This is a genomic window from Bartonella sp. F02 (assembly GCF_026929975.1).
Lineage (GTDB): Bacteria > Pseudomonadota > Alphaproteobacteria > Rhizobiales > Rhizobiaceae > Bartonella.
This window is the reverse complement of record NZ_JANHOK010000004.1, coordinates 41,218-67,429: the sequence shown is the minus strand read 5'-3', so window position 1 is coordinate 67,429 and position 26,212 is coordinate 41,218. Positions and strand designations below refer to the sequence as shown.

The window sequence follows — 26,212 nt, the reverse complement described above, 5'->3', positions numbered from 1 at the left end:
TATAATAAGCGGGTTTATTATGGTATGATGATTTTTTAGTAATTTTATGGATACTCTAAAAATTATTAAAAAAATAGGAAAGTGATGTTATAAATTCAGTGAACAAATATCAATCAACACTTAAAGATATCGTGACATTTGAAGGATATGGAGTTCATAGTGGGGAAAGGTCTGTAGTAAAAATATATCCGGCTGATATTGGGCATGGTATTGTTTTTAAACGTTGTGGATTAGGTATTAAAGAACAAAAATTTTTAGCACATGCGTTTCAAACGGGAAAAACTACATTGTCAACAACACTCGGACATGGAGATGTAAGGGTTGAGACGATTGAGCATTTGATGGCTGCAATTGCGGCTTATAATTTGGATAATCTTGTTATTGAAGTATCGAGTAATGAGGTTCCTATTTTAGATGGTTCTTCTTGGCAATATTGTCAGAGTTTTGAACACGTTGGTGTTATGCAACAGTCTGCATTACGAACCTATTTTATTATAAAAAAACCAGTGCGTATTGAAACAATGAATGGTTTCGCAGAAATTTTGCCATTCGATGGATGTCAGTTTGATGTTACAATCAATTTTTCTTCCCCTGCTATTGGAAAGCAACAATTCATTTTTGATCTGACATCACAGAAATTTAGGGATGATTTATCGCGTGCACGAACCTTTGGGTTTCTTAAAGATTTAGAGCAGTTGCAAGTTTTAGGAAAAGGATTAGGATCTTCTTTGGAAAATTCTTTAATTTTTGATCTTAATGATCAAGTTATGAATCCAACTGGACTTTATTTTGAAGATGAGTGTGTTCGGCATAAAATGCTTGATGCTATTGGTGATACTGCTTTGTTGGGAGCGCCTTTTATTGGTTTATTTCGCTCTTACTATGGTGGCCACAAACTTAATTCGCAATTAGTTAAAGCTGTTTTGGTTGACGAATCATGTTATGAAAAAAGCACTTTATAGGTAAAATAAGAGTAAATTTGAAAAAAATAGCTGTATTCTATTTTGTTGTTGAGGCAAATGATTTTTGGGATGCTTATAAATTCGGTTATGAGGCCGAGGGTGTAAGAGTATAAACCGCTTATGATGAGTGTTTTACTAGGGTGGTATTTTCTGGAGGTTAGAAAAACTATGATAAATAATATATATACTAACAATATAGCACATAGGAAATCTAACGTTGTACGCAAAATATTAATTGGTTTTTTGGGAGGGGGCGTACTTGTACTGTCAGGATGCTTCAATAAAGGGAATAATACTATTAATCCTTCAGCGCATGTTTTAACAATAGATCCACCAGATGTTTTGTATAAACAAGCTGTTGCTTATCTGAATGCAGGAAAACTTGAGGAAGCGTCGAAGAAGTTTTCTGTTATTGAGAAACAGCATGTTTATACGGAGTGGGGGCGTAAATCTTTAGTGATGGGTGCTTTTGTAAATTATAAATTAGGTAAATATGATGATGCAATTAGTATGGCACAACACTATGTGACGCTGCATCCTTCAGCAGATGATACTGCTTATGCTTATTATATCATTGGTCTTTCTTCTTTTAGCCAAATTCGTGATGTTACGCGTGATCAGCAAGAAACTAAACGAGCTATTGCTGCTATGCAGCTTTTAATAGAACTTTATCCGCAATCTAAGTATGTTAAGGATGCGAAAGCTAAAATACGTTTGGCACGAGAACAATTGGCTGGTAAAGAAATGCAGATTGGTCGTTATTATGAAAAAGGACGAAAGTATCTTGCTGCAAGTAGACGTTTTCGTACGGTCATTGAAGAATATTCCGATACACATCAAATTGAAGAAGCCCTTTATCGCTTGACTGAAGTTAATTTATCTCTTGGTTTAATCATGGAAGCGCAAACAGCTACAGCTATTTTGAAGCGTAGTTATCCTACAAGTCAATGGTATCAATTTGCTTATAATTTGCTACGAAAAAGTAATATATTACCGCACGAGCATAAATCTTCTTGGATTTCAAATGTTTTGAGTGGTAACAAGAATAAAGTGCGTTAATTTCATATGCTGGTGCAGCTTTCGATTCATGATATAGTTTTGATCGAAAAGCTCGATGTTCGCTTTGCAGAAGGGCTGTCTATTTTAACGGGAGAAACGGGTGCTGGAAAATCTATTCTGCTCGATTCTTTATCGTTAGCTCTTGGCGGGCGAGGTGATGCTTCGCTTGTGCGCCATGGTGCAGAACGTGGGCAGGTGACAGCTGTTTTTGATGTTCCTCTTGCACATCCCGCACGTCAACTACTTCGTGAAAGTGGTTTTGATGATGAAGGTGATATTATCTTAAGACGTGTCCAATCAAAAGATGGTCGTAGTCGTGTTTTCATTAATGATCAAGTTGCGAGTGTTGCATTGATGCGCAATGTTGGTCGCTTGTTAGTTGAAATTCATGGACAGCATGATGATCGTGCATTTGTTGATATTGGGACGCATCGTCAATTATTAGACGCTTTTGGTGGGCTTGAAAAGGAAACAGAGCATTTACGTGAGTGTTATCGGATATGGAACGAATTAGAAGAACGTGTACAGCAACAGCGTCTTAAAGTGGAAAATGCTCTGCGTGATTCTGATTATCTTCGTGCGAGTGTGGAAGAGCTTGATAAATTTGATTTCAAAGTTGATGAAGAAGAAGTGCTATCCAATCGCCGTGCGGATATGCTTAAATTAGAAAAAATAGCAATAGACATTAAAGAAGCCAATGATCTTTTAAATGGTTCAAAATCACCAATTCCTGTACTTTCCAATTTAGTGAGACGTTTAGAGCGAAAAATTCCTGAAGCGCAAGAGCTGATTACGCCTGTGGTGCAATCTATTGATAGTGCATTGCATGCACTTGCAACAGCACAGGAGGGGATTGAAGTTGCTATGCAGGCGTTAGATTTTGATACTGGTGAATTGGAACAAATAGAAGAACGTCTTTTTTCTCTTCGGGGATTTGCACGAAAATATCGTGTTACTGTAGCTGAATTAGCTCAATTACGCGATAAAATGGCGAATGAACTTTCTAATTTTGAAACGGCTCAAGTGACATTGCAGCATTTAGAAACTGAAGCACGAGAAGCACAAAAGAAATATGACACGTTAGCACAGTCGCTTTCTAAAAAACGTCAAGAAGTCGCACATCATCTATCTGCCAGTGTAATGAATGAGTTACCAGCATTAAAATTAGAAAAAGCAGAATTTATCGTTGAAATACAAAGTAGTATTGAAAAACGCGGCCCAGATGGTATCGATCGTGTTGAATATTGGGTGCGAATAAATCCAGGAACACAGGCTGGACCACTATTGAGTGTTGCTTCTGGTGGTGAGTTATCACGTTTTTTATTGGCATTAAAAGTTGTTTTGGCAGATCGTGGATCTGCGCCTACACTGATTTTTGATGAAATTGATACAGGTGTTGGAGGAGCAGTTGCGGCTGCTATTGGGCAACGTCTGCTTCATTTATCAAAAAATGTGCAAGTATTTGCTGTTACCCATGCGCCTCAGGTTGCTTCGAAAGCGCATACTCATTTTTTGATTTCAAAAATTGAAAGTGTTGACAAAGGACAGTTTATTACAGCTGTTCATAAAATTGAGGAACACGAACGCATAGAAGAAATTGCACGCATGTTGGCTGGAGAAGAAATTACTGAAGAAGCCCGTGCAGCAGCCAAAAAGCTTTTAGCGAAAATGTAACGAATTAAATGATACAAAAATGGTGCTCATTTGGCTTCTTTTTTGTGCCAAAGAGAGCAGATTTATATGATTATAGCTAGCTATTTGGAATAGAGTTTTGATGAGTAAAAAAGATGTTACGAACTTAACTGCTTTGGAAGCAGCAAGTGAATTAGAGTGGTTAGCTAAAGAGATAGCACGTCATGATGTGCTTTATAATAATGAAGATCAACCTGAAATTTCGGACGCGGACTATGATGCACTTCGTCGTCGTAATGAGGAAATTGAAGCTCTTTTTCCAGAATTAATTCGTGCAGATTCTCCTTCTTATAAAGTGGGTGCGCCGGTTTCTGAAAAATTTGAAAAATCTGTTCATGCACAAGCAATGCTTTCTCTTGATAATGCATTTAATTTTGAAGATGTTAGTGAATTTATGCAACGTATTCGCCGTTTTCTACAACTGCCAGAAACACAGATACTAGAAATAACAGCGGAACCGAAAATTGATGGTTTATCTTTGTCTTTGCGTTATGAAAAAGGAAAACTGGTTCGTGCTGTAACGCGTGGTGATGGGTATGTAGGTGAAAATGTTACTTTAAATGCACGGACAATTTCTGACATTCCACAGATTTTGCAGGGAGAATTTCCTCATATTATAGAAGTTCGTGGTGAAGTATATATGGGACGAGATGATTTTCAAGAGCTCAATATGAGCCAACAAGAGGAGGGGAAGTCACCTTTTGCGAATCCTCGAAATGCTGCTGCTGGTTCTTTACGTCAGCTTGATTCACGCGTAACAGCTAAAAGAAAGCTCAAATTTTTTGCTTACGCTTGGGGCGAGGTGAGTGAGATGCCTGCTCACAGTCAAATAGAGATGATAGAAAAATTAAAAGAATATGGTTTTGTTACTAATTCATTAACAAACGTTTTTGAAAAAGTCGAAGATCTTATTTCATATTATCACTCTATTGAAGAGTGTCGCCCGCACTTAAATTATGACATTGATGGTGTTGTGTATAAGGTTAATGATTTAGCACTGCAAATGCGGTTGGGCTTTGTATCTCGTTCGCCACGTTGGGCAATTGCACATAAATTTCCAGCAGAAAGAGCGATGGCTCTTTTAAAAGATATTGATATTCAAGTAGGGAGAACGGGAGCATTAACACCTGTAGCGCGTCTTATACCTGTTACAGTGGGTGGTGTAGTCATCACGAATGCCAGTTTGCATAATGAAGATTATATCAAAGGAATTGGCAATAAAGGTGAAACACTTCGAGAAGGACGTGATATCCGTATCGGTGATACTATCATTGTGCAGCGTGCTGGTGATGTCATTCCTCAAATTGTTGACGTTATCATTGAAAAGCGTCCCAAAGATGCACAGGCTTTTGTTTTTCCTGATCTTTGTCCTGCTTGTGGCAGTCATGCTGTTCGCGAAGTGGATGAAGCAGTACGTCGATGTACGGGGGGGCTTATTTGTCCTGCGCAAGCGATTGAACGTATTCGTCATTTCGTTTCACGGAATGCTTTTGATATTGAGGGGCTTGGTGAAAAACAAGTTGAATTTTTCTTTCATGCTCAAGATCCAGCGCTTTATATTCATTCGCCAGCAGATATTTTTACTTTACAGCGGCGTCAAGAACATTCACTCATTCGCTTAGAAAATATGGAAGGTTTTGGAACGGTTTCTGTTCGCAAACTTTATAATGCCATTAATGCTCGAAGAAAAATTTCTTTAAGTCGTTTTTTATTTGCTTTAGGAATTCGTCATGTTGGGGAGGTTAATGCACGGCGTCTCGCACGTTCTTATCACAGTTATACTGCTTTTGAAGCAGCGGCAATAACCGCTATTATGCCACGAGATAAGACTGATAAAGGGAATGAAGCATGGGTAGAACTAACGAATATCGAAGGAATTGGACCTCGTGTAGCGGAAGCAATTGTTGATTTTTATCAAGAACAACATAATCGTGACATTTTGTCAGTTCTGCTTCAAGAAGTAACTCCTCTTGATGAAGAACTTGTTATGGTCGAATCTTCTCCAATTGTAGGCAAAGTGATTGTTTTTACTGGAACTCTTACACATATGTCACGTGATGAAGCAAAGGCATTGGCGGAACGATTAGGTGCAAAGACATCTGGTTCTATTTCTAAAAAAACTGATCTTCTTGTTGCTGGACTTGAAGCGGGATCGAAATTGACCAAAGCAAAAGAATTGGGAATTGAGATTATAGATGAAGAATCTTGGCTTCAGTTGATAAAAGGGTATTAAGTTTTATTTTTTTGAGACGTCACAAAATATACTGATGTAACGGTTGCATGCTATCCATTATAGACGTTATTTTTTCACTCAAAACCTCTTACAGAAAACTTAGAGAAAGGTTTAAAGAAAAACTATAAGAAAAAGGTTTTTATCGTATTAAAGAGGGGTTGTTGCTTCTTTTAGCCAGTCTGTATCTTCTTTATTTAAGTAAGGCGCATTCATCTGATAAACATGCGCATGGTAATCATTAAGCCACTGTCGTTCTTGTGAGGTTAAAAGTTCTGGTAAAATGAGTTTTCGGTCAATAGGACAATTTGTCAATGTTTCAAATGAAAGCATATCTATATCACCAGCTATAATTTTTTGTGCTGGTTTTACAATCATTAAATTTTCAATGCGAATGCCAAAAGCTCCTTTGCGGTAATATCCTGGTTCATTAGAAACAATCATTCCAGGAAGAAGTTCTTGGCTTCCGTAACGCGAAATATTTTGTGGTCCTTCATGAACAGAGAGATAAGAACCCACTCCATGACCGGTTCCATGTGCATAATCAAAACCAGCTTTCCATAATTCAATACGCGCTAAAACATCAATGTCTTGCCCTCGTGTTCCTTTTGGAAAATAGGCGGTAGAGAGAGCGATCATACCTTTTAAGACAAGCGTGAAACAACGCTTTTCTTCTGTTCCAATATGACCAATGGCCACGGTACGTGTGACATCTGTCGTGCCATCTCGATATTGCCCTCCTGAATCAACGAGATAAAGCTCACCGGCATTAAGATTTCTGTTTGTTTCTGTCGTAACACGATAATGAATAATTGCTCCATTAGCACCCGCTCCAGAGATTGTATCAAAAGATAAATCTTCGAGTTTTTCTCCCATTTCGTTTGCTGTTATTATACGGAATTCTTCTAGTTTTTGAGCGGCAGAAATTTCATCAATTGTTCCTGGTGTTTGTCTATCTAACCAAGAAAAAAAGCGAGTTAGCGCTACACCATCACGCAAATGTGCTTTGCGTGCACCGTTTAATTCTGTGTTATTTTTAGTGGCTCGTGGTAAAGCTGCAGGATCGGTTAGTGGAATAAAAGAACTCTTTTCTTCTTTAATAACAGTGTGCAGTTTTTCGCATGTGAGCAATGGATCTAAAGCAAAAACTATACCTGTTTGAATATAAGTTTTTATTGTTGGAATAAATTTTTCTGGTTCATATAATTCTGTATATTTTTCTAGATATTGTCTTTGTTCTGCGCCAATTTTTTTGCTATTAATAAATAAGGAAGGCATTCCTTTAACAGGGACAATGGCAAAGCAAAGAGAAAAAGGTGTGTTAGAAACATCATTGCCTCGTATATTGAATAGCCATGCAATAGAAGATAAGTCTGTGAAAATAAAAGCGCTTGCATCGGATTTTTGTATATTTTTGCAAATTACTGCTAATTTTTCATCAGGACGGTAGCCTGCATATTTGAGAGATTGAATTGATAGAGCCGTTTGTGGTAATGGCGGTTGATCATCCCAGATCATATCAATGAGATTATGCTCGACTGCTATAAGTTGTCCGCCTGAATTTATCTCTACAGCTTGTCTTAGGGCTGCTGTTGCTGCAATAGTGTGAAGCCATGGGTCAAAACCAATAGAAAGCTGTTGACCATTTTGTTCAAGCCATTGTGATGGTGAGCAAGTTGTTAGATCTTCATAATCAAAAATATTAGGATCGGTTTGTTGACGGACTTGGAGTGTGTACCGACCATCTGTGAATATGATGGCTCTGTTTTTTAAAATTAATGCTGTTCCATTTGATCCAGTAAAACCTGTTAGCCAGCTAAGACGCTGAGCGTGTGGAGGAACATATTCTCCTTGATGTTCATCTGTTCGTGGAATGAGAAATCCATCTAATCCAAAATGATCTAGTTTTTGACGAAGAGCTGAAATGCGGTCTGCTGAGTGAAAAGGATTGCTTATAGCTTCAAAAGATTGGTACATAATAGCATTTTTCGTTTATTTTAAATGTAAAGTAACCCACCCTTGGCGGTGATATGTTTCAATATGTTTTAGGCCATGTTTTATATAGACGTTTAAAACATTATCATGCTGTTCTTCAAGAATCCCAGATAAGATGATTGATCCATTTTTTTGCATTATCTGTGTTATTTCTGGAGCAAGTTCAATCAAAGGATTAGCAAGGATATTCGCGACGATAAGGTCAAAAGGCGCATGTGAGGCGATTTTTTCATGATGGAGACCTGGAGCGGTGATAGCTGTAACATATTTTTCTACTCCATTGAGTGTAATATTGTGTTGTGCGACTTGAACAGCAATTGGATCAATATCAGATGCAAGAATAGTTATAGGTTTGAGCATGGCAATACCAATAGCTAAGACACCGCTTCCTGTTCCAAGATCGAGAGCATTTTTAGGATTTTCGTTGTGCATCACTTTGGTAATCATTTCTAAACAACCGGATGTTGTTCCATGATGACCTGTTCCAAAAGCTTGACTTGCTTCAATTTCGATAGACAACATATGAGGTGGAATATCTTCTCGACTGTGGCTTCCGTGAAGAAAAAATGGACCAGCATGGATAGGTTTTAGTCCTTCAAGACTTTGTTGAACCCAATCGATATCGGGCAGAACTTCCATTTTAATTTTATCTGAACTAAGAGAAAGAATATGAGCAAAACGTTTGCAAATACTTTCTTGATTATTTTGATCAATATACAATGAAAGCTCATAGACAGCATTTTTTTCATCGATTTCTGTTAGTGCAAGAGGATATCCTTCTTCATCAAAGGCTCTTTCCAGAAGAGTATAAAACTGCTCTGCTTCATTTTTGGAAGCTGTACAATATAAACGAATTTGCTGTGACATATTGTTTTTTTCACTACGCGTTTTTGAATTTATTTTGAAGCAAGCTTTTTTAAGCGTTCAATGGCGATTTCATCTTTTACTTCATTTTCTTCAACATTATAAGGAATTGTCCCGAATAACTTTCCACCTTTTTTAAGTAAAAGGATTGCTGCTGTGTGATTAAAAGTGTAGTTTCCGTTGTCACCAGGTACTTTTTCAGCAACAATATTGAAAGAGTCGATCATGTTACGAACTTTTTCAGGATCACCGGTTATTCCAATAATTTTATCATTAAAATTACTGAGGTATTCGCGAAGCACTTCTGGTGTGTCTCGTTCAGGATCAACAGTAACAAACCATATTCCTAATTTATCAGCATCTGATCCAAGTTCCGTAAGCCACTGACTCAAATCAGCAAGCGTCGTAGGGCAGATATCAGGACACATAGTATAACCGAAAAAAAGCGCTGAAGGTTTGCTTCGAATATCAGCTTCTGTAACGATTTCTCCGTTAGAGGAAGTGAGCGTAAAGTTATCACCTAAAGGTTTATTCATTAAGGCATCATAAACAAAAACACCTGAAATAAAGACAATCGTCAACCCTAAGATGCGTATGATAGTTTTCATAGTTTTACTTCCTTCAATAATCAAAAGACTATAACTTTGTCATTTCAGCTTTGCAATCCTTGTTTTAGCACTGAAAACATATGTTTGCATTACAAGTGTGATAAAGAGTTCTATCTCATAAAATAATTTGATATCGCAAAAGAGCATTTTATCATTATTTTTTTTGTTTGGTTGAGCTATTTTTTTCAGTTATTTATGTAAAAAAAATTGGTAAAATGTAAATGGATATTCAAAAAGATCTTCGATTTCATGATAGCGAGCCACATATTAACACTACAGCACGATTGCATGGCTGTAAATTGGGTCGCTATGTGGAAATTAGTGAGAGAGTTATTTTGCGCGATGTCACTGTTGGTGATTTTTCTTATTTTGAGCGCAATAGTGAGGCTATTTATAGTGATATTGGTCGTTTTTGTTCGATAGCGTCTCATGTTCGTATTAATGCATTAGCGCATCCAATGGAAAGGCTTTCAACACATAAAATAACGTATCGTCCTAATGAATATTTTCGTTATATGGCATTGGATAGTTCTTTTCGCAAAAAACGTTCTGAAAAACGTGTTTTGATTGGGCATGATGTATGGATTGGGCATGGAGCGGTTATTATGCCTGGCGTGACTGTTGGACACGGCGCTGTTATTGGTGCTAATGCTGTTATAACAAAAGATGTTATTCCTTATGCAATTGTTGCTGGTGTACCTGCAAGGAAGTTGCGGATGCGTTTTCCTGAAAATGTAATACAGGTACTTTTGAAGATGAATTGGTGGGATTGGCCACTGAATGAAATTTATAAAGCCTTACCTGATATGCAAAATCTATCCATTGAGGCTTTTATCGATAAATGGGCATAAGATTTATAAGAGACAATGAGAAAAGTTTTTATTGAGAGATATCATTAATTGTAGCCGTGATTAGGCTTTTGTGACGAAATTATCGAGAACGCGTTTTTCTCCAGCTTTATCAAATGAAATGGTTAATTTGTTTCCATCTATTGCTACAATAGAACCATAACCAAATTTTATATGAAAAATGCGCTCATTGATGGCAAAAATAGAAGATGTGCCAGCTTCTGACGGAGAGATGGCTTTTCCTTTACCAGATTGAGTGGTTTTAGAACTTGAATCAATATCACCATAATTAATTTGTTTGATATGAGATGTTGATTGAGAATCCCAATTTTGTGTTGTTTTGATTTTCTTTTTTTGCGCACGCTGCCACCCTGGCGTTACATATTCATTCTGAAAAGAGTTCTGATATTTCAAGCGTGATTGATTATAATTACCATAGGATGTTACAGTTTCGGCTATTTCTATATGTTCTTCTGGTAATTCATCAAGAAAACGAGAAGGAATTGTAGATTGCCAAAGCCCATGGATGCGCCGATTGGAGACAAACCATATATGCAGATCTTTTTTTGCTCGCGTTAATCCAACATAAGCAAGCCGTCTTTCTTCTTCTAGTCCTGAACGACCACCTTCATCGAGAGAGCGTTGATGAGGAAAGAGTCCTTCTTCCCAACCTGGAAGAAAAACGGTCTCAAATTCAAGCCCTTTGGCTGAATGGAGAGTCATAATATTAATTGCATCCATATTTTCATTGCTATCAGTATCCATAACGAGTGAAACATGTTCTAAAAAATTGTGAATGCTGTCAAATTGCTCCATAGAACGGATCATTTCTTTGAGGTTTTCTAACCGCGTTGGTGCTTCTGGTGAACGATCTTCTTGCCACATTGCTAGATATCCAGAATCCTCAAGGATTGTTTCAGTAAGTTCTATATGGGGTGTATGTTGGAGCATATTTTGCCAACAAAGAAATTTTTCAATAATATTTTTCAAAGCATTTCTGGCTTTAGGTTTTAATTCATCTGTTTCCATTATTTCAGTCGCAGCAGAAAACAGAGAAGTAGAACGTGCGCGAGCGCTATTGTAAAGATAGCGGAGTGTTGCATCTCCTAAACCGCGTTTTGGAGTGTTGATAATGCGCTCAAAGGCCAAATCATCAGATGGTTGAACAACCACACGTAGATAAGCCATAGCATCCCGTATTTCCATTCGTTCATAAAAACGTGGACCACCAATAACACGGTAGTTGAGACCCAGCGTTACAAAACGATCTTCAAATTCACGCATTTGAAAAGAAGCTCGCACCAATATCGCCATTTGATTTAATGGATGCCCAGTTTGATGCGCTTGTTCAATTTCTTCACCGATTGCACGTGCTTCTTCTTCTGAATCCCATGCTGAGTGGATTTTTACTTTATTTTCATCCGTATTTATTTGGTCAGAAAAAAGAGTTTTTCCAAGTCTTTCTTGGTTATAGGAAATAAGATGAGAAGCGGTTTTAAGAATATGTGAAGTAGAGCGGTAATTACGTTCTAAACGAATAATTGTTGCAGGAGAAAAGTCTTTTTCAAAACGTAATATATTATCAATTTTAGCACCACGCCATCCATAAATCGATTGGTCATCATCACCAACACAACAAAGATTAACTTGCTGTCCTTTAGGATGTTGAGCTAAAAGGCGCAGCCAAAGATATTGAGCGGTGTTTGTATCTTGATATTCATCAACAAGAATATAACGAAACCGAGCATGATATTCGTGAAGAATATCTGGATTATTTTGGAGTATGTGAATAGAATGAAGCAAAAGATCGCCAAAGTCGCAAGCGTTAAGACTTTTTAACCGTTGCTGATAGTTGTGATAAAGTTCACGTCCCATACCATTTCCAAAAGAGTAGGCTTCACTTTCTGGAATATGATTGGGTAAAAGTCCCTGATTTTTCCATGCGTTAATCATCATTGCTAGATTACGTGCTGGCCAACATTTTTCATCTAAATTTTCATCTTGAATAATCTGTTTCAAAAGACGAATAACATCGTCATTATCAAGAATAGTAAAGTTGCTTTTTAAATTGATAAGTTCTGCGTGGCGACGTAAAATTTTTACACCGATAGAATGAAATGTTCCAAGCCAAGGCATTCCTGTAACAGTTTCACCAATGAGTTCACCAATGCGCGTTTTCATTTCACGTGCTGCTTTATTGGTAAAAGTGACAGCCAGTATTTGTTGAGGAGAAGCAAGTCCAAGATGTAAAATATGAGCAATCCGCGTTGTAAGGACACGTGTTTTCCCTGTTCCAGCACCTGCGAGAACGAGAACAGATCCTTCTGTGTTCATAACAGCTTGTTGTTGCTCAGGATTTAGTTTTTTTAAATAATGAGATGTATATGCTTTTTCTCTTGCAGCTATAGCACGAGCTGCTATTCCAGAATTATCAGCAGGTTTACAAGGATCTACTTCGTTTTCTAATGGGATATGATCGGAAAAATTATTCATCATATTTTTTGTAATCTTTTTTTTACTTAGACGCTAGACCTAAAAAATTTTTCTCAGAAAAAATCCAATAAGATTTCTTTAAAAAACAGAAAATTTACAGAAAAAATAAAATTAAAACTGACTTTCGGATATAAGAGGTATTGGACACATGTTTTGCGTGCAGTGTAGATCTTAGATTAAGAGAGATTAATAAATTGGTTTCACTCTTATGATTTTTCTCTATTAAGCCTAATTTCTTTGAGCTGATAAGCTCTCAAGTGTATCATTGAGGAGGATTTCTATACAACTGATTTGTTAATAGTTTTGTTGTTTTATAATATTGTATATAAATAGTGCTCTAGAATAATATTGTGATACTCTCTTTTTATTTGAAAAGAGAAAATGTGATAACACGTGGATAATAGATGTCTAAAGAGTTAAGGAATTAGATGAAAGTTACTGTTTTTGGCGGAGGAGCTTGGGGCAAAGCTCTTGCATTTGCTTTTGCGCAAAAGAATGAAGTTAGAATTGTTTCGAGACGCAATATTGCTTCTGCGTTATTGCCTTTAAATGAAATTCTCAATCAAAATTCTTATCCAATTATTGCACAATGTTCTTTGGAAGAAAGTTTAGTTTCTGACCTTTTTGTCATTGCTATTAGTGCACAGGCTTTAAGAGAATGGTTCGTTCACGCGCGTTTAAGTCCAAATTCTAAAATACTCATTGCAAGTAAAGGAATTGAAGAAGAGACAGAAATATTCGTTAGTCAAATCGTTAAAAATTTCATCTCTACGGAAAACTTTTGTTTTTTGGCAGGTCCAAGTTTTGCTAAAGAAGTTATTTTAGGACTTCCATGTGCTTTAGTTATTCATTCGGAGAATTCAATTCTTGCTCAAGAATTTGCAAGTATAATGCCTTCTTTTATCAAACCTTATATTGAAAATGATATAATTGGCGGAGAAGTTGCAGGCGCATATAAAAATGTTATCGCTATAGCAGGGGGGATATGTGATGGATTAAAATTAGGCCAAAATGCTAAAGCTTCTCTTTTATCACGTGGATTGGTAGAAATGTGTCATTTTGGAGCGTATTTTGGCGCAAAAATGCAAACCTTTTTGGGACTTTCTGGTGCGGGTGATTTATTTTTAACGGCTAATTCTTTTTTATCGAGAAATTATCGTGTTGGATTAGGATTAGCGCAAAATAAATCTTTAGAAGATATTTTAAGCGACCTTGGAGAAGTTGCTGAAGGAATAAAAACCTCTAGGGCTATTACTCAAATTGCTCAAAGAGAAAGCATTCATACTCCTATAGCCATAGAAGTTCAAAAAATTATTCAAGGTAAAAATCCCTTGGATAGTATGAATATTTTGATGAGAAAATAACTTAAAACAATGAAATTTTAAAAAGAATTTTCATTTTAATATATAGTTAAATTTATGATAGAAAAAGCGGCGATTGTTTATTCGCATTTTCATTCAGTGTTCGATAAACGATTTTTATCAAGAAAATTTTCAGATTTTAGAGCTTCTCTTTTACCAAATCTTTTTTCAGCTTTAGTTCGTCCAAAACGATGGCGGTTTTCTTCTGCATGGATGGTTTGTTCTGCACGTTTTTTACGTTTTCGAAATTGGCGAAGATTGATTAACTTCATTACAGACACAATTCATTTATTTTTTTCGAAAAGAATCTAAAGAGACAACATCAGCGCTTTGCTTAGCATCACTATTTGAATGTTCTTCATTTATGTTAATATCTTGTTCTTTTGTAAATGTATTTTCTGTTTTTTGTTGTTCTGATAGAGCGCTCGATGAGTCTGAAGCGTTTTCTGACTTTTCATTGTTTTCAGAAGTGAGATTAGAAGGGAGATCAAACGCTGCTTCAAATGCTGCTACGGGGTCATAAAAAACTTGGATAGAAGAAAAAGGAATCACGAGTTTTTCTGTTATTTCTTTGAAAGAAAGCGTTACTTCAAAAGCAGTGTCTGATACGTTTAAATCTCTAAATTGATGTTGCAATACAATTGTCATTTGATCTGGATAAAGATTTTTAAGTCGCGTAGAAATCTTCACTCCTGCCGCGTGGGTTAAAAAAGTAATAAAAAAATGGTGATTCCCTGGAAGACCTGCTTTGGAAACTTCTGACAAAACTTTGCGGATAACTCCACGGAGCGCATCCTGAACGAGAATGTCGTAACGGATTTGATCTTGAACCATCGAAGTTTATTCCTTTTAAATTTTATACAGCGATTAATAGTGCTGATAGTATAGTGCAATGAAATATTTCTTAAATCTAGTAATATTTGCTTACTATGCACTTAATTAATAAAGAAAAACGTGAATTTTATGATAAATTTCGAATAGATCAATAATAAGCACCGCATAAATAGTGAAGGCTTCTGTTGCCAGGTGCCTCCGAACCCCGCTTAAACCTGCGACGGTTTAAGACTTAATTTGAAGCCTTCGCACCACTTTAAGCAGCGAGACGTGCTTCCGCATAGTTGTCATTTGCAACTACTCATTTAGCCCGATAACGGTGGTACAATGCCGAGTAAAAGAGCAATCTTTACGCCCTTGTCGATCCTATTTCGCCCCCACTAAAATATAATCATAAATTTATATTTTGGTGGAGGCGCCGGGTACCGCCCCCGGGTCCAATGGGTTTATTTCATTGTCCATTTATTACCATATCTGGCAAGCCAGCCTCTATAATATAGACGAATAAAAGTCTTTGGGGAAGAGGGAACATTTAAATCTTCTCATCATTTATAGATTATAGGATGTGGTTGAAGGGCATGACTATAAATTTTCGGAGATATGCAAAATGAAAAATGATTTAGAAAATATTAAATTACACGATTCAAATCCTGATAAGGATGCAATCGAACGACTAAAAAAGCGTTTAGCTTTGGTGATGAGAAATCAAGATGCATCACTTGTTGCTACATCAGATCCAAAAGAGTTAGAGCGCGTTGAAAACTGGGTTCAGGATACTTTAGATGTTGATGCAAAAAGTGCGAAAGAAGCAGTGTCAAACGTTGCTGAAATGCTGTCAGGAGAACATAGAAAAAGTCGTGTAACTTTTTATTATTTAGTTGCTAAACAACTTGGTGCGCTTGATAAAATTTAGATAATTGATTGCATGATAACTAAAAAAACCCAATAAAATTGGGTTTTTTCGTCTAGAAGTAAAAAAATTAACGGATATTATCTTTTTGAAGATATCCACCATCTCGGATATTGGGTATCAAGAGCAGTGAAATAAATGCAATGATCACCATACCAATGATGTAAAAATAGAAAAAAGATTCATGTCCTATATCTTTTAATCCCAAGGCTACAGATTCAGCTGAACCGCCAAAGAGGGCATTAGCAATAGCATGAGATACTCCAACGCCCATCGCACGGATTGAAGAAGGAAACAAGGCTGCTTTTACAACACCATTGACAGATGTATAAAAGCTCATAATACAGAGCATTCCAATAATGATTGATAAGGCAATCCACATATTGTTTGTATTTCCAATGATTTTAAAACCGGGAAGTATGAAAATACAAGATAATATACTCCAAGAAAGGAGTGATGTTTTTAGTCCAATTTTATCTGCTAAAATACCAAATAAAGGCTGAAGCAACATAAAAACAAAGAGTGCAATGGTCATTATTGTTGTAGCTGTATGTTTGTCAAATCCACTTGTTGTAATCAGATATTTCTGCATATAAGTTGTACAAGCATAAAATGTGAGAGATCCTCCAGCTGCAAAGAAGATAACCAGAAAAAAGTTCTTCCGATGAGTGCGTAGAACTTCTGCAAGGCTACCAGATTTTTTAGATAAACGACTCTCGTTAGTAGCTGTCTCATGGAGTGAGCGACGCAGAAAGACAGCAACAATTGCTGCTATTCCACCAAGAGCAAAAGGAATACGCCATCCCCATTCTCTTAATTGATCTTCTGTCAGATAGAGCGTCAAAATAAATACAACAAGAGTCGCCAGAAGTTGTCCCGCAATAAGTGTGGTTGATTGGAAAGCGCCAAAGAACCCTCGGCGATTTTTGAGAGCAATTTCACTCATATAAGTCGCTACTGTAGCATATTCTCCACCAGCTGAAAGTCCTTGAAGCATTCGAAGTAAAAGCAAAAGAACTGCTGCAGTTACTCCAAGTGTTTCATAAGTGGGAAGGACAGCAATTAAAAGTGAACCACCACACATCATAAAAATAGAAATGAGCATTGAACGCTTACGACCATAACGATCCGCAATGAAACCAAAAAGCCATCCACCAATGGGACGCATAAGAAAACCAATAAAAAAAACACCTGCAGCTTTTAAAAGTTGAGCAATAACATCACCATTTGATGGAAAAAACTGTGATGCAAAATAAATTGATGTAAAGGAATAAATGTAAAAATCGTACCATTCTACGAGGTTTCCAGATGCACTGGATATAATAGATAAGATACGTTTTCTTGTATCGTTTGATACTGAATCTATTTTATTGTTCATAAAGTAATATCCCCTCCCTTAACAATAATTGTTTCCTTCTAACCTCTATAATTGAAATTATTAAAGTTCAATCATATGGTAACAATTTTCTGTGGAAGTTGTTTTGGAAGATGCGTTGAATTATCTTTTTATGAAAGAAGATATTCTTCAGTTAGTTTATATGATTTAGCTTTTCATAAGTTTGTAACAAAGCAGTTCAGATATTGTTTTCTTGTTTTATAATGAAAAAGTTGCTGTATTATTTTTTTACTGTCAAAGAATTGAGTATATTTTATCCAATTGAGATAAATTTTAAAGTAAAACTGTTGATCTAATGATGACAAAAAAAGCCCAGAAACTGGGCTTTTTTATTTTACATCAAAATTTAATGGATTTCATCGTCTTTAAGATATCCTCCATCTCGAATATTTGGCATCAAGATAATCGCAATAAATGCAATTATCATCATGATAATTAAGTAATAATAAAAGGCGGTTGAATATCCAAGGCTTTTAAATTTCAGTGCTATATATTCAGTGGATCCTCCAAAAAGTGCATTGGCAACAGCATAGGCTAACCCAACGCCCATAGTTCGTATTGAAGAGGGAAAGAGTGCTGCTTTTATGATGCCTGCGATGGATGTATAAAAACTCATAATGCATAAAGCTCCAATAATAATGAATAAAGCAACCCATGTACTATTAGTATGAGCAATTATTTTAAGCCCAGGAACCATAAACAGAATGCACGATATACTCCAAATAAGAAGTGAAATCCTTGGTCCAATTTTATCAGCTAGAGCACCAAAAATAGGTTGAGCTAACATAAAGATAAAGAGTGCGACAGTCATTATCGTTGTTGCTGTCTGCTTATCGAACCCAGTTGTTGTTATCAGATATTTTTGCATATAAGTTGTATATGTATAGAATGAAAGCGAACCTCCGGCTGTAAAGCACATAACGAGGACAAAAGCTTTTTTATGATTCCGGAAAAGTTCTACAATACTTCCAGCTGTTTTATGAGAACGACTTTCTTTTGTTGTCGTTTCATGAAGTGAGCGGCGGAGATAAATTGCTACAATTGCGGCAAATCCTCCAATAGCAAAAGGAATGCGCCATCCCCATTCTCTTAATTGATATTCTGTCAGATAGAGCGTCAAAATAAATACAACGAGACTCGCTAAAAGTTGGCCAAAAATTAATGTGGTATATTGAAAAGAACCAAAGAAACCTCGGTGATTTTTTAAAGCAATTTCACTCATATAGGTTGCTGTCGTTCCGTATTCACCACCAACTGAGAGTCCTTGAAGCATGCGGAGTAAAAGTAAAAGAATAGCTGCAGATTCACCGATGGTTTCATAGGTGGGGAGTATAGCAATTAAGAATGAACCAGCACACATCATGAAAACAGAAATAAGCATCGATTGTTTACGGCCGTAGCGATCAGAAATGTACCCAAAAAACCAACCACCGATTGGGCGTACAAGAACACCAGCAAAAAAGATTCCTGTTGCTTTTATAAGCTGAATAACAACATCTTCATCTGCAGGAAAAAATTGGGATGCAAAATAAACGGACGTGAAAGCATAAATATAAAAATCATACCATTCTACAAGATTTCCAGATGCGCTGGACATAATAGAAAAAATACGTTTTTTTGTATCGTGTGATACTGAGACTTTTTCATTATTCATTGAAATAAGATCCCCCCCTGTATAATGTTTATTTTTTAGCTTTATAATTTGAATCATCAAAATTCAATTATAAATTGATGATTTTCTGTGAAGGTATTGGAGAAAAAATATTCAAACTACGTTTTATAAATACGAGTATAACGAAGATATTTTATGTGATGTAGTTTTGATAAAGCTGCAATAATATCATTTAATGGAGTCGTCAGCTCTAGTGATAAAAAAATACAGCGGTTAGAATATATTAGATACGCATGCATAAAGCGTTACACTTGACTTCTTACAAAAAAGCCCAATTTTTGGGCTTTTTTGTTTAATGAATAAAATTTAATCAATCTCATCTTTTTGGAGATATCCTGTTTTTCGAGCATCTGGCATCATGAGAACTGCAATGAATGCAATAATCATCATGCAAGTGATGTAAACATAAAAGGTAGATTCATATCCCATTTCTTTTAATCCAAGAGCTACAGATTCAGCAGAACCACCAAAGAGAGCATTGGCAATAGCATAAGATAATCCAACTCCTATTGCTCTTATTGAAGCGGGGAACATTTCTGCTTTCACTATACCAGATATAGATGTGTAAAAACTTATAACGCAAAGCATTCCAACAATAACGGATAAAGCAACCCACATATTATCAGTACTGCCAATTATTTTAAGCCCAGGAATCGTAGAGAAGATTGCTAGAGAACTCCAAATAAGGAGTGAGTTTCTGGTTCCAATTTTATCTGCCAAAGCACCAAATGCTGGCTGGATTAACATAAATACAAAAAGCGCTGCCGTCATTATAGTCGTAGCTGTATGTTTATCAAAGCCAGCGGTTGTTATCAGATATTTCTGCATATAAGTTGTATATGTGTAAAATGTAAGCGATCCTCCAGCTGTGAAACCGATGACAAGAAAAAAAGCTTTTCGGTGATTGCGTAAAAGTTCTGCAATGCTTCCAGCTTGTGCTTTGGAACGTGCTTCTTTGGTTGTTGTTTCATGAAGAGACCGACGGAGATAAATCGCTACAATTGCTGCTAATCCTCCAATCGCAAAAGGAATGCGCCATCCCCAAGATTTGAGCTGATCTTCTGTGAGATAAAGTGCAAGAATGAAAATAACAAGACTTGCTAAAAGTTGACCACCAATTAATGTCGTATATTGGAAAGAGCTAAAAAAGCCTCGGTGATTCTTTAAAGCAATTTCACTCATATAAGTTGCAGTCGTTCCATATTCGCCGCCAACGGAAAGTCCTTGAAGCATTCTGAGTAAAAGCAAAAGAAACGCTGCAGTAACTCCAATCGTTTCATAGGTAGGAAGTATGGCAATTAAAAATGAACCACTGCACATCATAAAAACGGAAATAAGCATTGAGCGTTTGCGACCATAACGATCAGCAATGAAACCGAAGAGCCATCCACCAATGGGGCGCATAAGAAAACCAATAAAAAAAACACCTGCAGCCTTTAAAAGTTGAGCAATAACATCACCATTTGATGGGAAAAACTGTGAAGCAAAGTAAATCGATGTAAAAGAATAGACATAAAAGTCATACCATTCTACAAGATTTCCTGATGCGCTAGATATGATAGAAAAAACGCGTTTTCTTGTATCGCTTTGCACTATTTGTGTTTCATTCTCCATTAGAGTTATCCCTTATATAGTTTTCTATTATGTTGCATTATGTTTAAGTATGTCTAATTTGTTTCTTTAATAATTTTTAAAGCTATTTACAATTTGAGTTATTAAAATTCAATTGGTATAATAATAATTTTACGTAAAATATGTTTCGAAAGGTTATTTAGATTATTTTTAAAATTTCTATTTTCTGCGTTAGGTAGAATCGGTCATAATACTTTTATGAAAGCATATCTTGATCTTTTGTCTCATGTCTTAAACAATGGTGTTGATCGTTCGGATCGAACGGGTGTTGGGACGCGATCAGTTTTTGGGTATCAGATGCGGTTTGATTTACGAGAGGGATTTCCTCTGTTAACAACAAAAAAACTGCATTTACGCTCAATTATTTATGAACTTCTATGGTTTCTTAAGGGAGACACAAATATTTCTTGGTTAAAGGAAAGGGGAGTCTCTATTTGGGATGAATGGGCTGATGAAAAAGGAGATCTTGGTCCTGTCTACGGATATCAGTGGCGTTCTTGGCCTGCATCAGAGGGAAAACATGTTGATCAGATCAGCAATCTTTTGACTTTGATTAGTACAAATCCTGATTCTCGCCGTTTGATTGTATCAGCTTGGAATCCTGCGCTCATAGAAGATATGGCTTTACCGCCGTGTCATTGTTTATTCCAATTTTATGTTGCTGATGGTAAGTTGTCTTGTCAACTTTATCAACGTTCTGCAGATATTTTTTTGGGTCTTCCATTCAATATTGCTTCTTATGCGCTTTTAACAATGATGATTGCTCAGGTAACTGGTTTAGAAATAGGAGATTTTGTTCATACTCTTGGTGACGCTCATCTTTATTCTAATCATTTTGAGCAAGCAAAGCAGCAATTATCCCGTGTGCCGGGTGTTTTGCCAGTCATGCATATAAATCCAGAAGTAACCGATCTTTTTGCTTTTAAGTTTGAGGATTTTGAATTGCTTAATTACAAAGCTTTGCCACATATTAAAGCTCCGGTGGCCGTATGACTGTTCCAGTTTATTTAATTGCAGCTGTTTCACAAAATGGGGTTATTGGTCGTGAAGGTGCAATGCCGTGGCACTTGTCGACAGATTTACAACGTTTTAAAGCTTTGACTTTAGGTAAACCTATTATTATGGGAAGAAAAACATGGGATTCTCTTGGACGTCCTCTACCAGGACGTACGAATATAGTGATTACACGTGATCGGACATTTAAAGCGGAGGGTGCTGTTATCGTTCATTCTTTATCTGAGGCCTGTTCTCTTGCAGAAAAGGTAGTTGTTCGAGATGGTGCAGATGCAATTTTTATTATTGGTGGTGGGGAAATTTTTCAACAAGGATTAGCTATTGCTGATAAAATATTTCTGACAGAAATATTAGCTTTTATTGAGGGTGATCGTTTTTTTCCTGTTTTTGATAAGAAAGAGTGGACTATTGTTGAGGTTCAGTCTATTCCAGCAGGGGAGAAAGATAGCCATCCAACACGTTTTGTTATTTATGAACGACAATAAATGGTTGAAATGTGTTAAGAGATTTATCAACTTTATCGTTAATCAATAAAGAAATACTCTGTAAGATTAGATTATTATAAATAGTTGGTGTATTTCAGTTGGTGACACTAAATATATAAAGACGCTAAATATATAAAAGAGGTGATAATGCCCTGGACAAATCAAAATGGCAGTGGCCCATGGGGTGGCGATAGGAATAAACACAATGGTGATCAAAAAACATCACCTAAGAGTCCTTTTGGTTCTGGTGGGAATAGTGGTGGTAATGGGCCTAATATTGATGATATTTTGCGTAAAGGACAAGACCAGCTGAAGCAATTTGGTGAAGGTAGTGTTTTTATCATAGTATTTTTGTTGGCAGTGCTCTTTTGGTTTTATCAATCCATCTACATTATCCAGCAAAATGAACAAGCTGTGGAATTGCGTTTTGGTGTTCCTAAAGAAGGAATTGTTAGTGATGGTCTGCATTTTCATTTTTGGCCAATTGAAACTTATATGAAAGTACCTTTAACAGAGAAAGTGATTGCAATTGGTGGTCAATCTGGTCAAACACAGCAAAGTGAAGGTTTGATGTTATCGAGTGATCAGAATATTGTGAATGTCAATTTTTCTGTGTATTATCGAATTTCGAATCCTGGCCAATTCTTGTTTAATGTGAATGATCAAGAAGGAACAGTGCGTCAAGTTGCTGAAAGTGCAATGCGTGAGGTGATCGGTTCACGGCCTGTTGATGATGTTTTGCGGGATAAGAAAGAAGAAGTTGCTGATGATGTCAAAAAAATTATTCAGTTGACAGCAGATAAATATCAACTTGGAGTTGAGATAAATCGTGTCTCAATTAGTGAAGCTGCGCCTCCTACTAAAGTTGCTGCGGCGTTTAACTCTGTTCAACAGGCAGAACAAGAACGTGGGCGGATGATTGAAGAAGGTAACCGTGTACGCTTTCATAAAATTGGTTTAGCGAATGGTGAAGCTTCGCGCACACGAGAAATTGCAAAAGGCGAAAAAGCGCGAATGATTGAAGAAGCAAGAGGACGTGCTGAGCGTTTTCAAGCTATAGCGCGTGAAGCTGCTGTTTCACCAGTCGCTACTCGTTATCGCTTCTATATGGAAACTATGGGGCGTATTTTATCTTCGCCTAATAAGTTAGTTTTTGATCAAACAGTCTCTCCAGGAGTACCTTATTTGCCACTCAATGAATTGTTGAGGAGTGCACCGGAAAAAACAACGACAAGACCAGAGAAGTCTCAATTTTTATTGGATTCTAATGTTTCTGGAGGATATTAATATGCAGCAATATCGTTTCTTATTTATATTTGGTGTTATCGCATTCGTTTTTGCTGCTTTATGGATGTCTATTTTTATTGTTTATCCTCGTCAGCAAATAGCAATTAAGCGTTTTGGACAAATTGTTAGAGTTGAACCTGCTTCTGGTATTTATTTTAAAATACCTTTTGTTGATCAGACAGTTATTATTGATAATCGGTTGCTGCGGTATGATTTGCCTACTCAGTCTGTGCAGGTTCAAGGTGGTGCGTATTATGAAGTTGACGCATTTTTTATTTATCGTATTACTGATCCTAAACTTTTTTTACAGCGAATTGCATCAGGTCGACCACAGACGGCTGCACGTGAAAATCTTGCCCCGCGTTTTATTGATGCTTTGCGTGCTGTTTATGGTAAACGAGAATTTAAAGCAGCTTTATCCGATGAGCGTGGAGCAATGATGGCTGAAGTGCAGCGGCAATTTTCTGTAGATGCAGGTTCATTGGGGATTACCATTGTTGATGTGCGTATTCGCAAAACTGATTTAACAGATGCTGTTTCAGAAGATGTTTATCGGCAGATGGCAGCTGAGCGTGAGGCAGTTGCGGAAAATATTCGTGCCCGTGGTCAGCAAGAGCGAGACCGTATTGTAGCAGAAGCTAATCGTGAATATGAAGAAATAGTAGCGGCTGCAAAACGTGATGCTGAAGTTACTCGAGGAGAAGGTCAGGCTGAAAGTATTCGTATTTTATTAAATGTACGAAAAGATAATCCGTCATTTTATGATTTCTGGTTGGCGATGGAGCAATATAAAAATTTGGAACACACGCCAATGGTGATTTCACCAAAAGAGGATTTCTTTTTGTATTTTCGTAGTCCATTGTATACCAATAATCTGTCGCAGAGAAATAAAGAGTCTGCACAGCCAGTTTATCCCAGTAAGTAAGGTTTTTGTTCTGTAGAATAAATAGAACATAGATTATAGCCATAGATTTTAGTTTTGTTAAAGACTTGATCTATGGTTACTTTCTTTTGTAGTAAAAGTAATATAATATTGCGATAAACGTGCTTGTTTTACCTAAATAATTTTAAAAATGCTGTTAGCAGCGTGAAACGAATGTGTCTGGTGGGTCAAAATATGTTGCTGAATCGCTTTTTTACAATAGCTGCAGTTTGTGTGATTTTGTTTTTATCAGGCTCAATAAGTTGGTCCAATGTTGATTTGCAAAAAAACACGCGGTTGTCTGTTCCTGACTTAGCTGCTGCGCTTTTAGAGACAGTTGTCAATATTTCTATTGCACAAACGGTTGAAGGAGTTGAGCAGGATGAGAATACAACCACGCCTTCTATTCCAAAGGATTCTTTATTACAAGAATATTTTAATGATTTTTTTTCATCAGGAGATGATCAAAATGATAGTCAGTTTCAAAAAGTGCATTCTTTGGGATCGGGGTTTGTAATTGATGCACAAAAAGGGCTTATTGTTACAAATTATCATGTTATTGCTGATGCTGATGATATTGAAGTCAATTTTTCTGATGGAACAAAATTAAAGGCAAAACTTCTTGGAAAAGATAGTAAAACAGATTTAGCTTTACTTCAGGTCTCTCCAGAAAGAAAAAAATTAACCGCTGTGCGCTTTGGTGATTCAGAAAAAACGCGTATTGGTGATTGGGTTATGGCTATTGGTAATCCTTTCGGTTTTGGTGGAAGTGTAACAGTTGGGATTATTTCTGCACGTAATCGTGATCTCAATGCTGGTCCTTATGATAATTTTATTCAAACAGACGCAGCGATTAATCGTGGTAATTCTGGAGGACCTCTCTTTGATAGAAATGGTGAGGTCATTGGAATTAATACGGCGATTGTTTCGCCTTCTGGTGGATCAATAGGTATTGGCTTTGCCATACCATCAGATATGGCTATTTCTATTATTAATCAGTTGCGTGATTTTGGGGAAGTGAGGCGAGGATGGTTAGCTCTCCGTATTCAACCGGTTACAACTGATATTGCAAAAAAAATGAAATTAAGTGAGGTCGTTGGAGCGTTAGTTGCGGGAAAGATAGAGCATGCAGAAGTTGACAATCGTCAGTTACGTGTTGGCGATATTATTCTTCGTTTTGGGAATACAAAAATAAAAAACGCGCGTGATTTGCCGAGGTTAGTGGCAGAAAGTCCAATAGGACAAGTGGTTAATGTTGCTATTTTGCGTGATGGAAAAGAAAAAACAGTTAAAGTTAAACCAGGTCGTTTGATTGAAACAGATTTAGATGGAAACCAGATAGAAAAGATTGGTGATAATGAGGAAAATGATGCTGTTTCAGAAAATGAAGCAGTGAAATTTATGGGAATGACATTATTAGAGCTTACTCCTCATTTGCGTCAACGTTATTCAATTCCTGATAAGCTAAAAGGAATGGTTGTAACATCTGTTGCGCGAAATAGTGTGGCAGATAAAAAGCGTATTCGCGTTGGTGAAGTGATTGTTGATATTAATCAAAGTGCAGTCACGACAATTGATGATGTTAAAAAACGGTTACATAAATTACGTGAAGCAGGACGCAAAAACGCTTTATTGGTTGTTTCTCGTCCAGATGGAGAGTTGCGATTTGTAACACTTCAGATGGATTGATTTAGATTTTTAGTTATTTGTGCTCTTTTTATTTTTGATCACGCAACCGTTAGCTATGGGATTAATTTTATTTTCAGGTGTTGTGAGTGTAGAGAAGTTTGGAAAACTCTTGAGAACTTATAACGACATTGTAATAGTTTTGAATATCATTGATATGGTATAAAATAATATCAGAATTAGATATTTTTCATTTCATTTTCACAGTTTAAAGAACTTTGTTTATGATACCATAAAAATCTCCTGAAATTTTTAAATCAAG

The 26,212-nt window shown here is 36.6% G+C and carries 21 protein-coding genes and 1 other RNA gene; 12 read left to right on the top strand and 10 right to left on the bottom strand.

Features of this window, described 5'->3' with window-relative positions; translation table 11 throughout:
* Nucleotides 1-89 precede the first annotated feature (89 nt).
* The 4 genes from lpxC to ligA all read left to right on the top strand — a co-directional run bounded on the left by lpxC (nucleotide 90) and on the right by ligA (nucleotide 5,946).
* Nucleotides 90-962, top strand: coding sequence for a UDP-3-O-acyl-N-acetylglucosamine deacetylase (gene lpxC / locus NPY00_RS04275; RefSeq protein ID WP_269020938.1), 873 nt, complete (start codon nucleotides 90-92; stop codon nucleotides 960-962).
* A 168-nt stretch (nucleotides 963-1,130) separates the two neighbouring features.
* Nucleotides 1,131-2,021, top strand: coding sequence for an outer membrane protein assembly factor BamD (locus tag NPY00_RS04270; RefSeq protein ID WP_269020837.1), 891 nt, complete (start codon nucleotides 1,131-1,133; stop codon nucleotides 2,019-2,021).
* Between the two features lie 6 nt (nucleotides 2,022-2,027).
* The gene (gene recN, locus NPY00_RS04265) at nucleotides 2,028-3,695 is read left to right on the top strand and encodes a DNA repair protein RecN (protein WP_269020836.1); all 1,668 of its coding nucleotides are present in this window, start codon (nucleotides 2,028-2,030) and stop codon (nucleotides 3,693-3,695) included.
* A 100-nt stretch (nucleotides 3,696-3,795) separates the two neighbouring features.
* Nucleotides 3,796-5,946 (top strand): NAD-dependent DNA ligase LigA, encoded by a 2,151-nt coding sequence (gene ligA, locus NPY00_RS04260; RefSeq protein WP_269020835.1) that lies wholly within the window; start codon nucleotides 3,796-3,798, stop codon nucleotides 5,944-5,946.
* 147 nt (nucleotides 5,947-6,093) lie between these two features.
* Here the strand turns inward: ligA and NPY00_RS04255 are convergent, their stop codons facing one another.
* From NPY00_RS04255 to NPY00_RS04245, 3 genes are read right to left on the bottom strand one after another with little or no spacing between them, the layout of a single operon-like run.
* Entirely contained in the window at nucleotides 6,094-7,920 is a 1,827-nt protein-coding gene (locus NPY00_RS04255; RefSeq protein WP_269020834.1) for an aminopeptidase P family protein, read from the bottom strand.
* Between the two features lie 15 nt (nucleotides 7,921-7,935).
* Complete coding sequence (locus NPY00_RS04250) at nucleotides 7,936-8,805, bottom strand: 50S ribosomal protein L11 methyltransferase (RefSeq protein WP_269020833.1); 870 nt, start codon at nucleotides 8,803-8,805, stop codon at nucleotides 7,936-7,938.
* 29 nt (nucleotides 8,806-8,834) lie between these two features.
* Entirely contained in the window at nucleotides 8,835-9,410 is a 576-nt protein-coding gene (locus NPY00_RS04245; RefSeq protein ID WP_269020832.1) for an SCO family protein, read from the bottom strand.
* A gap of 221 nt (nucleotides 9,411-9,631) precedes the next feature.
* Between NPY00_RS04245 and NPY00_RS04240 the strand changes: the two genes are divergently transcribed.
* Nucleotides 9,632-10,261 (top strand): DapH/DapD/GlmU-related protein, encoded by a 630-nt coding sequence (locus NPY00_RS04240; RefSeq protein WP_269020831.1) that lies wholly within the window; start codon nucleotides 9,632-9,634, stop codon nucleotides 10,259-10,261.
* 60 nt (nucleotides 10,262-10,321) lie between these two features.
* Here the strand turns inward: NPY00_RS04240 and NPY00_RS04235 are convergent, their stop codons facing one another.
* The gene (locus NPY00_RS04235) at nucleotides 10,322-12,751 is read right to left on the bottom strand and encodes an ATP-dependent helicase (RefSeq protein ID WP_269020937.1); all 2,430 of its coding nucleotides are present in this window, start codon (nucleotides 12,749-12,751) and stop codon (nucleotides 10,322-10,324) included.
* A 428-nt stretch (nucleotides 12,752-13,179) separates the two neighbouring features.
* Between NPY00_RS04235 and NPY00_RS04230 the strand changes: the two genes are divergently transcribed.
* Nucleotides 13,180-14,115, top strand: a complete 936-nt coding sequence (locus tag NPY00_RS04230; RefSeq protein WP_269020830.1) for an NAD(P)H-dependent glycerol-3-phosphate dehydrogenase — start codon at nucleotides 13,180-13,182, stop codon at nucleotides 14,113-14,115.
* A gap of 89 nt (nucleotides 14,116-14,204) precedes the next feature.
* Here the strand turns inward: NPY00_RS04230 and NPY00_RS04225 are convergent, their stop codons facing one another.
* The 3 genes from NPY00_RS04225 to ssrA all read right to left on the bottom strand — a co-directional run bounded on the left by NPY00_RS04225 (nucleotide 14,205) and on the right by ssrA (nucleotide 15,472).
* Nucleotides 14,205-14,384, bottom strand: coding sequence for a DUF4169 family protein (locus NPY00_RS04225; protein ID WP_269020829.1), 180 nt, complete (start codon nucleotides 14,382-14,384; stop codon nucleotides 14,205-14,207).
* 16 nt (nucleotides 14,385-14,400) lie between these two features.
* Nucleotides 14,401-14,946, bottom strand: a complete 546-nt coding sequence (locus NPY00_RS04220; RefSeq protein ID WP_269020828.1) for an SspB family protein — start codon at nucleotides 14,944-14,946, stop codon at nucleotides 14,401-14,403.
* A 171-nt stretch (nucleotides 14,947-15,117) separates the two neighbouring features.
* Nucleotides 15,118-15,472: a transfer-messenger RNA gene (ssrA, locus tag NPY00_RS04215) on the bottom strand.
* An 81-nt stretch (nucleotides 15,473-15,553) separates the two neighbouring features.
* Here ssrA and NPY00_RS04210 point away from each other — a divergent pair.
* Nucleotides 15,554-15,859, top strand: coding sequence for a DUF2853 family protein (locus NPY00_RS04210; protein WP_269020827.1), 306 nt, complete (start codon nucleotides 15,554-15,556; stop codon nucleotides 15,857-15,859).
* Between the two features lie 67 nt (nucleotides 15,860-15,926).
* On the opposite strand, the gene NPY00_RS04205 is transcribed toward NPY00_RS04210, so the two are convergent.
* From NPY00_RS04205 to NPY00_RS04195, 3 genes are all read right to left on the bottom strand, one after another.
* Nucleotides 15,927-17,234 carry an MFS family transporter gene (locus NPY00_RS04205; RefSeq protein ID WP_269020826.1) on the bottom strand — a complete coding sequence of 436 codons (1,308 nt, stop codon included), beginning with the start codon at nucleotides 17,232-17,234 and terminating at the stop codon, nucleotides 15,927-15,929.
* A gap of 364 nt (nucleotides 17,235-17,598) precedes the next feature.
* On the bottom strand, nucleotides 17,599-18,906 hold the full coding sequence (locus NPY00_RS04200; RefSeq protein ID WP_269020825.1) for an MFS family transporter: 1,308 nt from the start codon (nucleotides 18,904-18,906) through the stop codon (nucleotides 17,599-17,601).
* A 324-nt stretch (nucleotides 18,907-19,230) separates the two neighbouring features.
* On the bottom strand, nucleotides 19,231-20,538 hold the full coding sequence (locus tag NPY00_RS04195) for an MFS family transporter (RefSeq protein ID WP_269020824.1): 1,308 nt from the start codon (nucleotides 20,536-20,538) through the stop codon (nucleotides 19,231-19,233).
* A 216-nt stretch (nucleotides 20,539-20,754) separates the two neighbouring features.
* Here NPY00_RS04195 and NPY00_RS04190 point away from each other — a divergent pair, with 216 nt between their 5' ends.
* The 5 genes from NPY00_RS04190 to NPY00_RS04170 all read left to right on the top strand — a co-directional run bounded on the left by NPY00_RS04190 (nucleotide 20,755) and on the right by NPY00_RS04170 (nucleotide 25,953).
* Nucleotides 20,755-21,549, top strand: a complete 795-nt coding sequence (locus tag NPY00_RS04190; protein WP_269020823.1) for a thymidylate synthase — start codon at nucleotides 20,755-20,757, stop codon at nucleotides 21,547-21,549.
* Nucleotides 21,546-22,055, top strand: a complete 510-nt coding sequence (locus tag NPY00_RS04185) for a dihydrofolate reductase (protein WP_269020822.1) — start codon at nucleotides 21,546-21,548, stop codon at nucleotides 22,053-22,055. The genes NPY00_RS04190 and NPY00_RS04185 overlap by 4 nt, the downstream gene beginning before the upstream one ends.
* A gap of 147 nt (nucleotides 22,056-22,202) precedes the next feature.
* Nucleotides 22,203-23,342, top strand: coding sequence for an FtsH protease activity modulator HflK (gene hflK / locus NPY00_RS04180; RefSeq protein ID WP_269020821.1), 1,140 nt, complete (start codon nucleotides 22,203-22,205; stop codon nucleotides 23,340-23,342).
* A 1-nt stretch (nucleotide 23,343) separates the two neighbouring features.
* Nucleotides 23,344-24,267, top strand: a complete 924-nt coding sequence (gene hflC, locus NPY00_RS04175; protein ID WP_269020820.1) for a protease modulator HflC — start codon at nucleotides 23,344-23,346, stop codon at nucleotides 24,265-24,267.
* A gap of 192 nt (nucleotides 24,268-24,459) precedes the next feature.
* Nucleotides 24,460-25,953, top strand: coding sequence for a Do family serine endopeptidase (locus NPY00_RS04170; RefSeq protein WP_269020819.1), 1,494 nt, complete (start codon nucleotides 24,460-24,462; stop codon nucleotides 25,951-25,953).
* The last annotated feature ends 259 nt before the right edge of the window (nucleotides 25,954-26,212 follow it).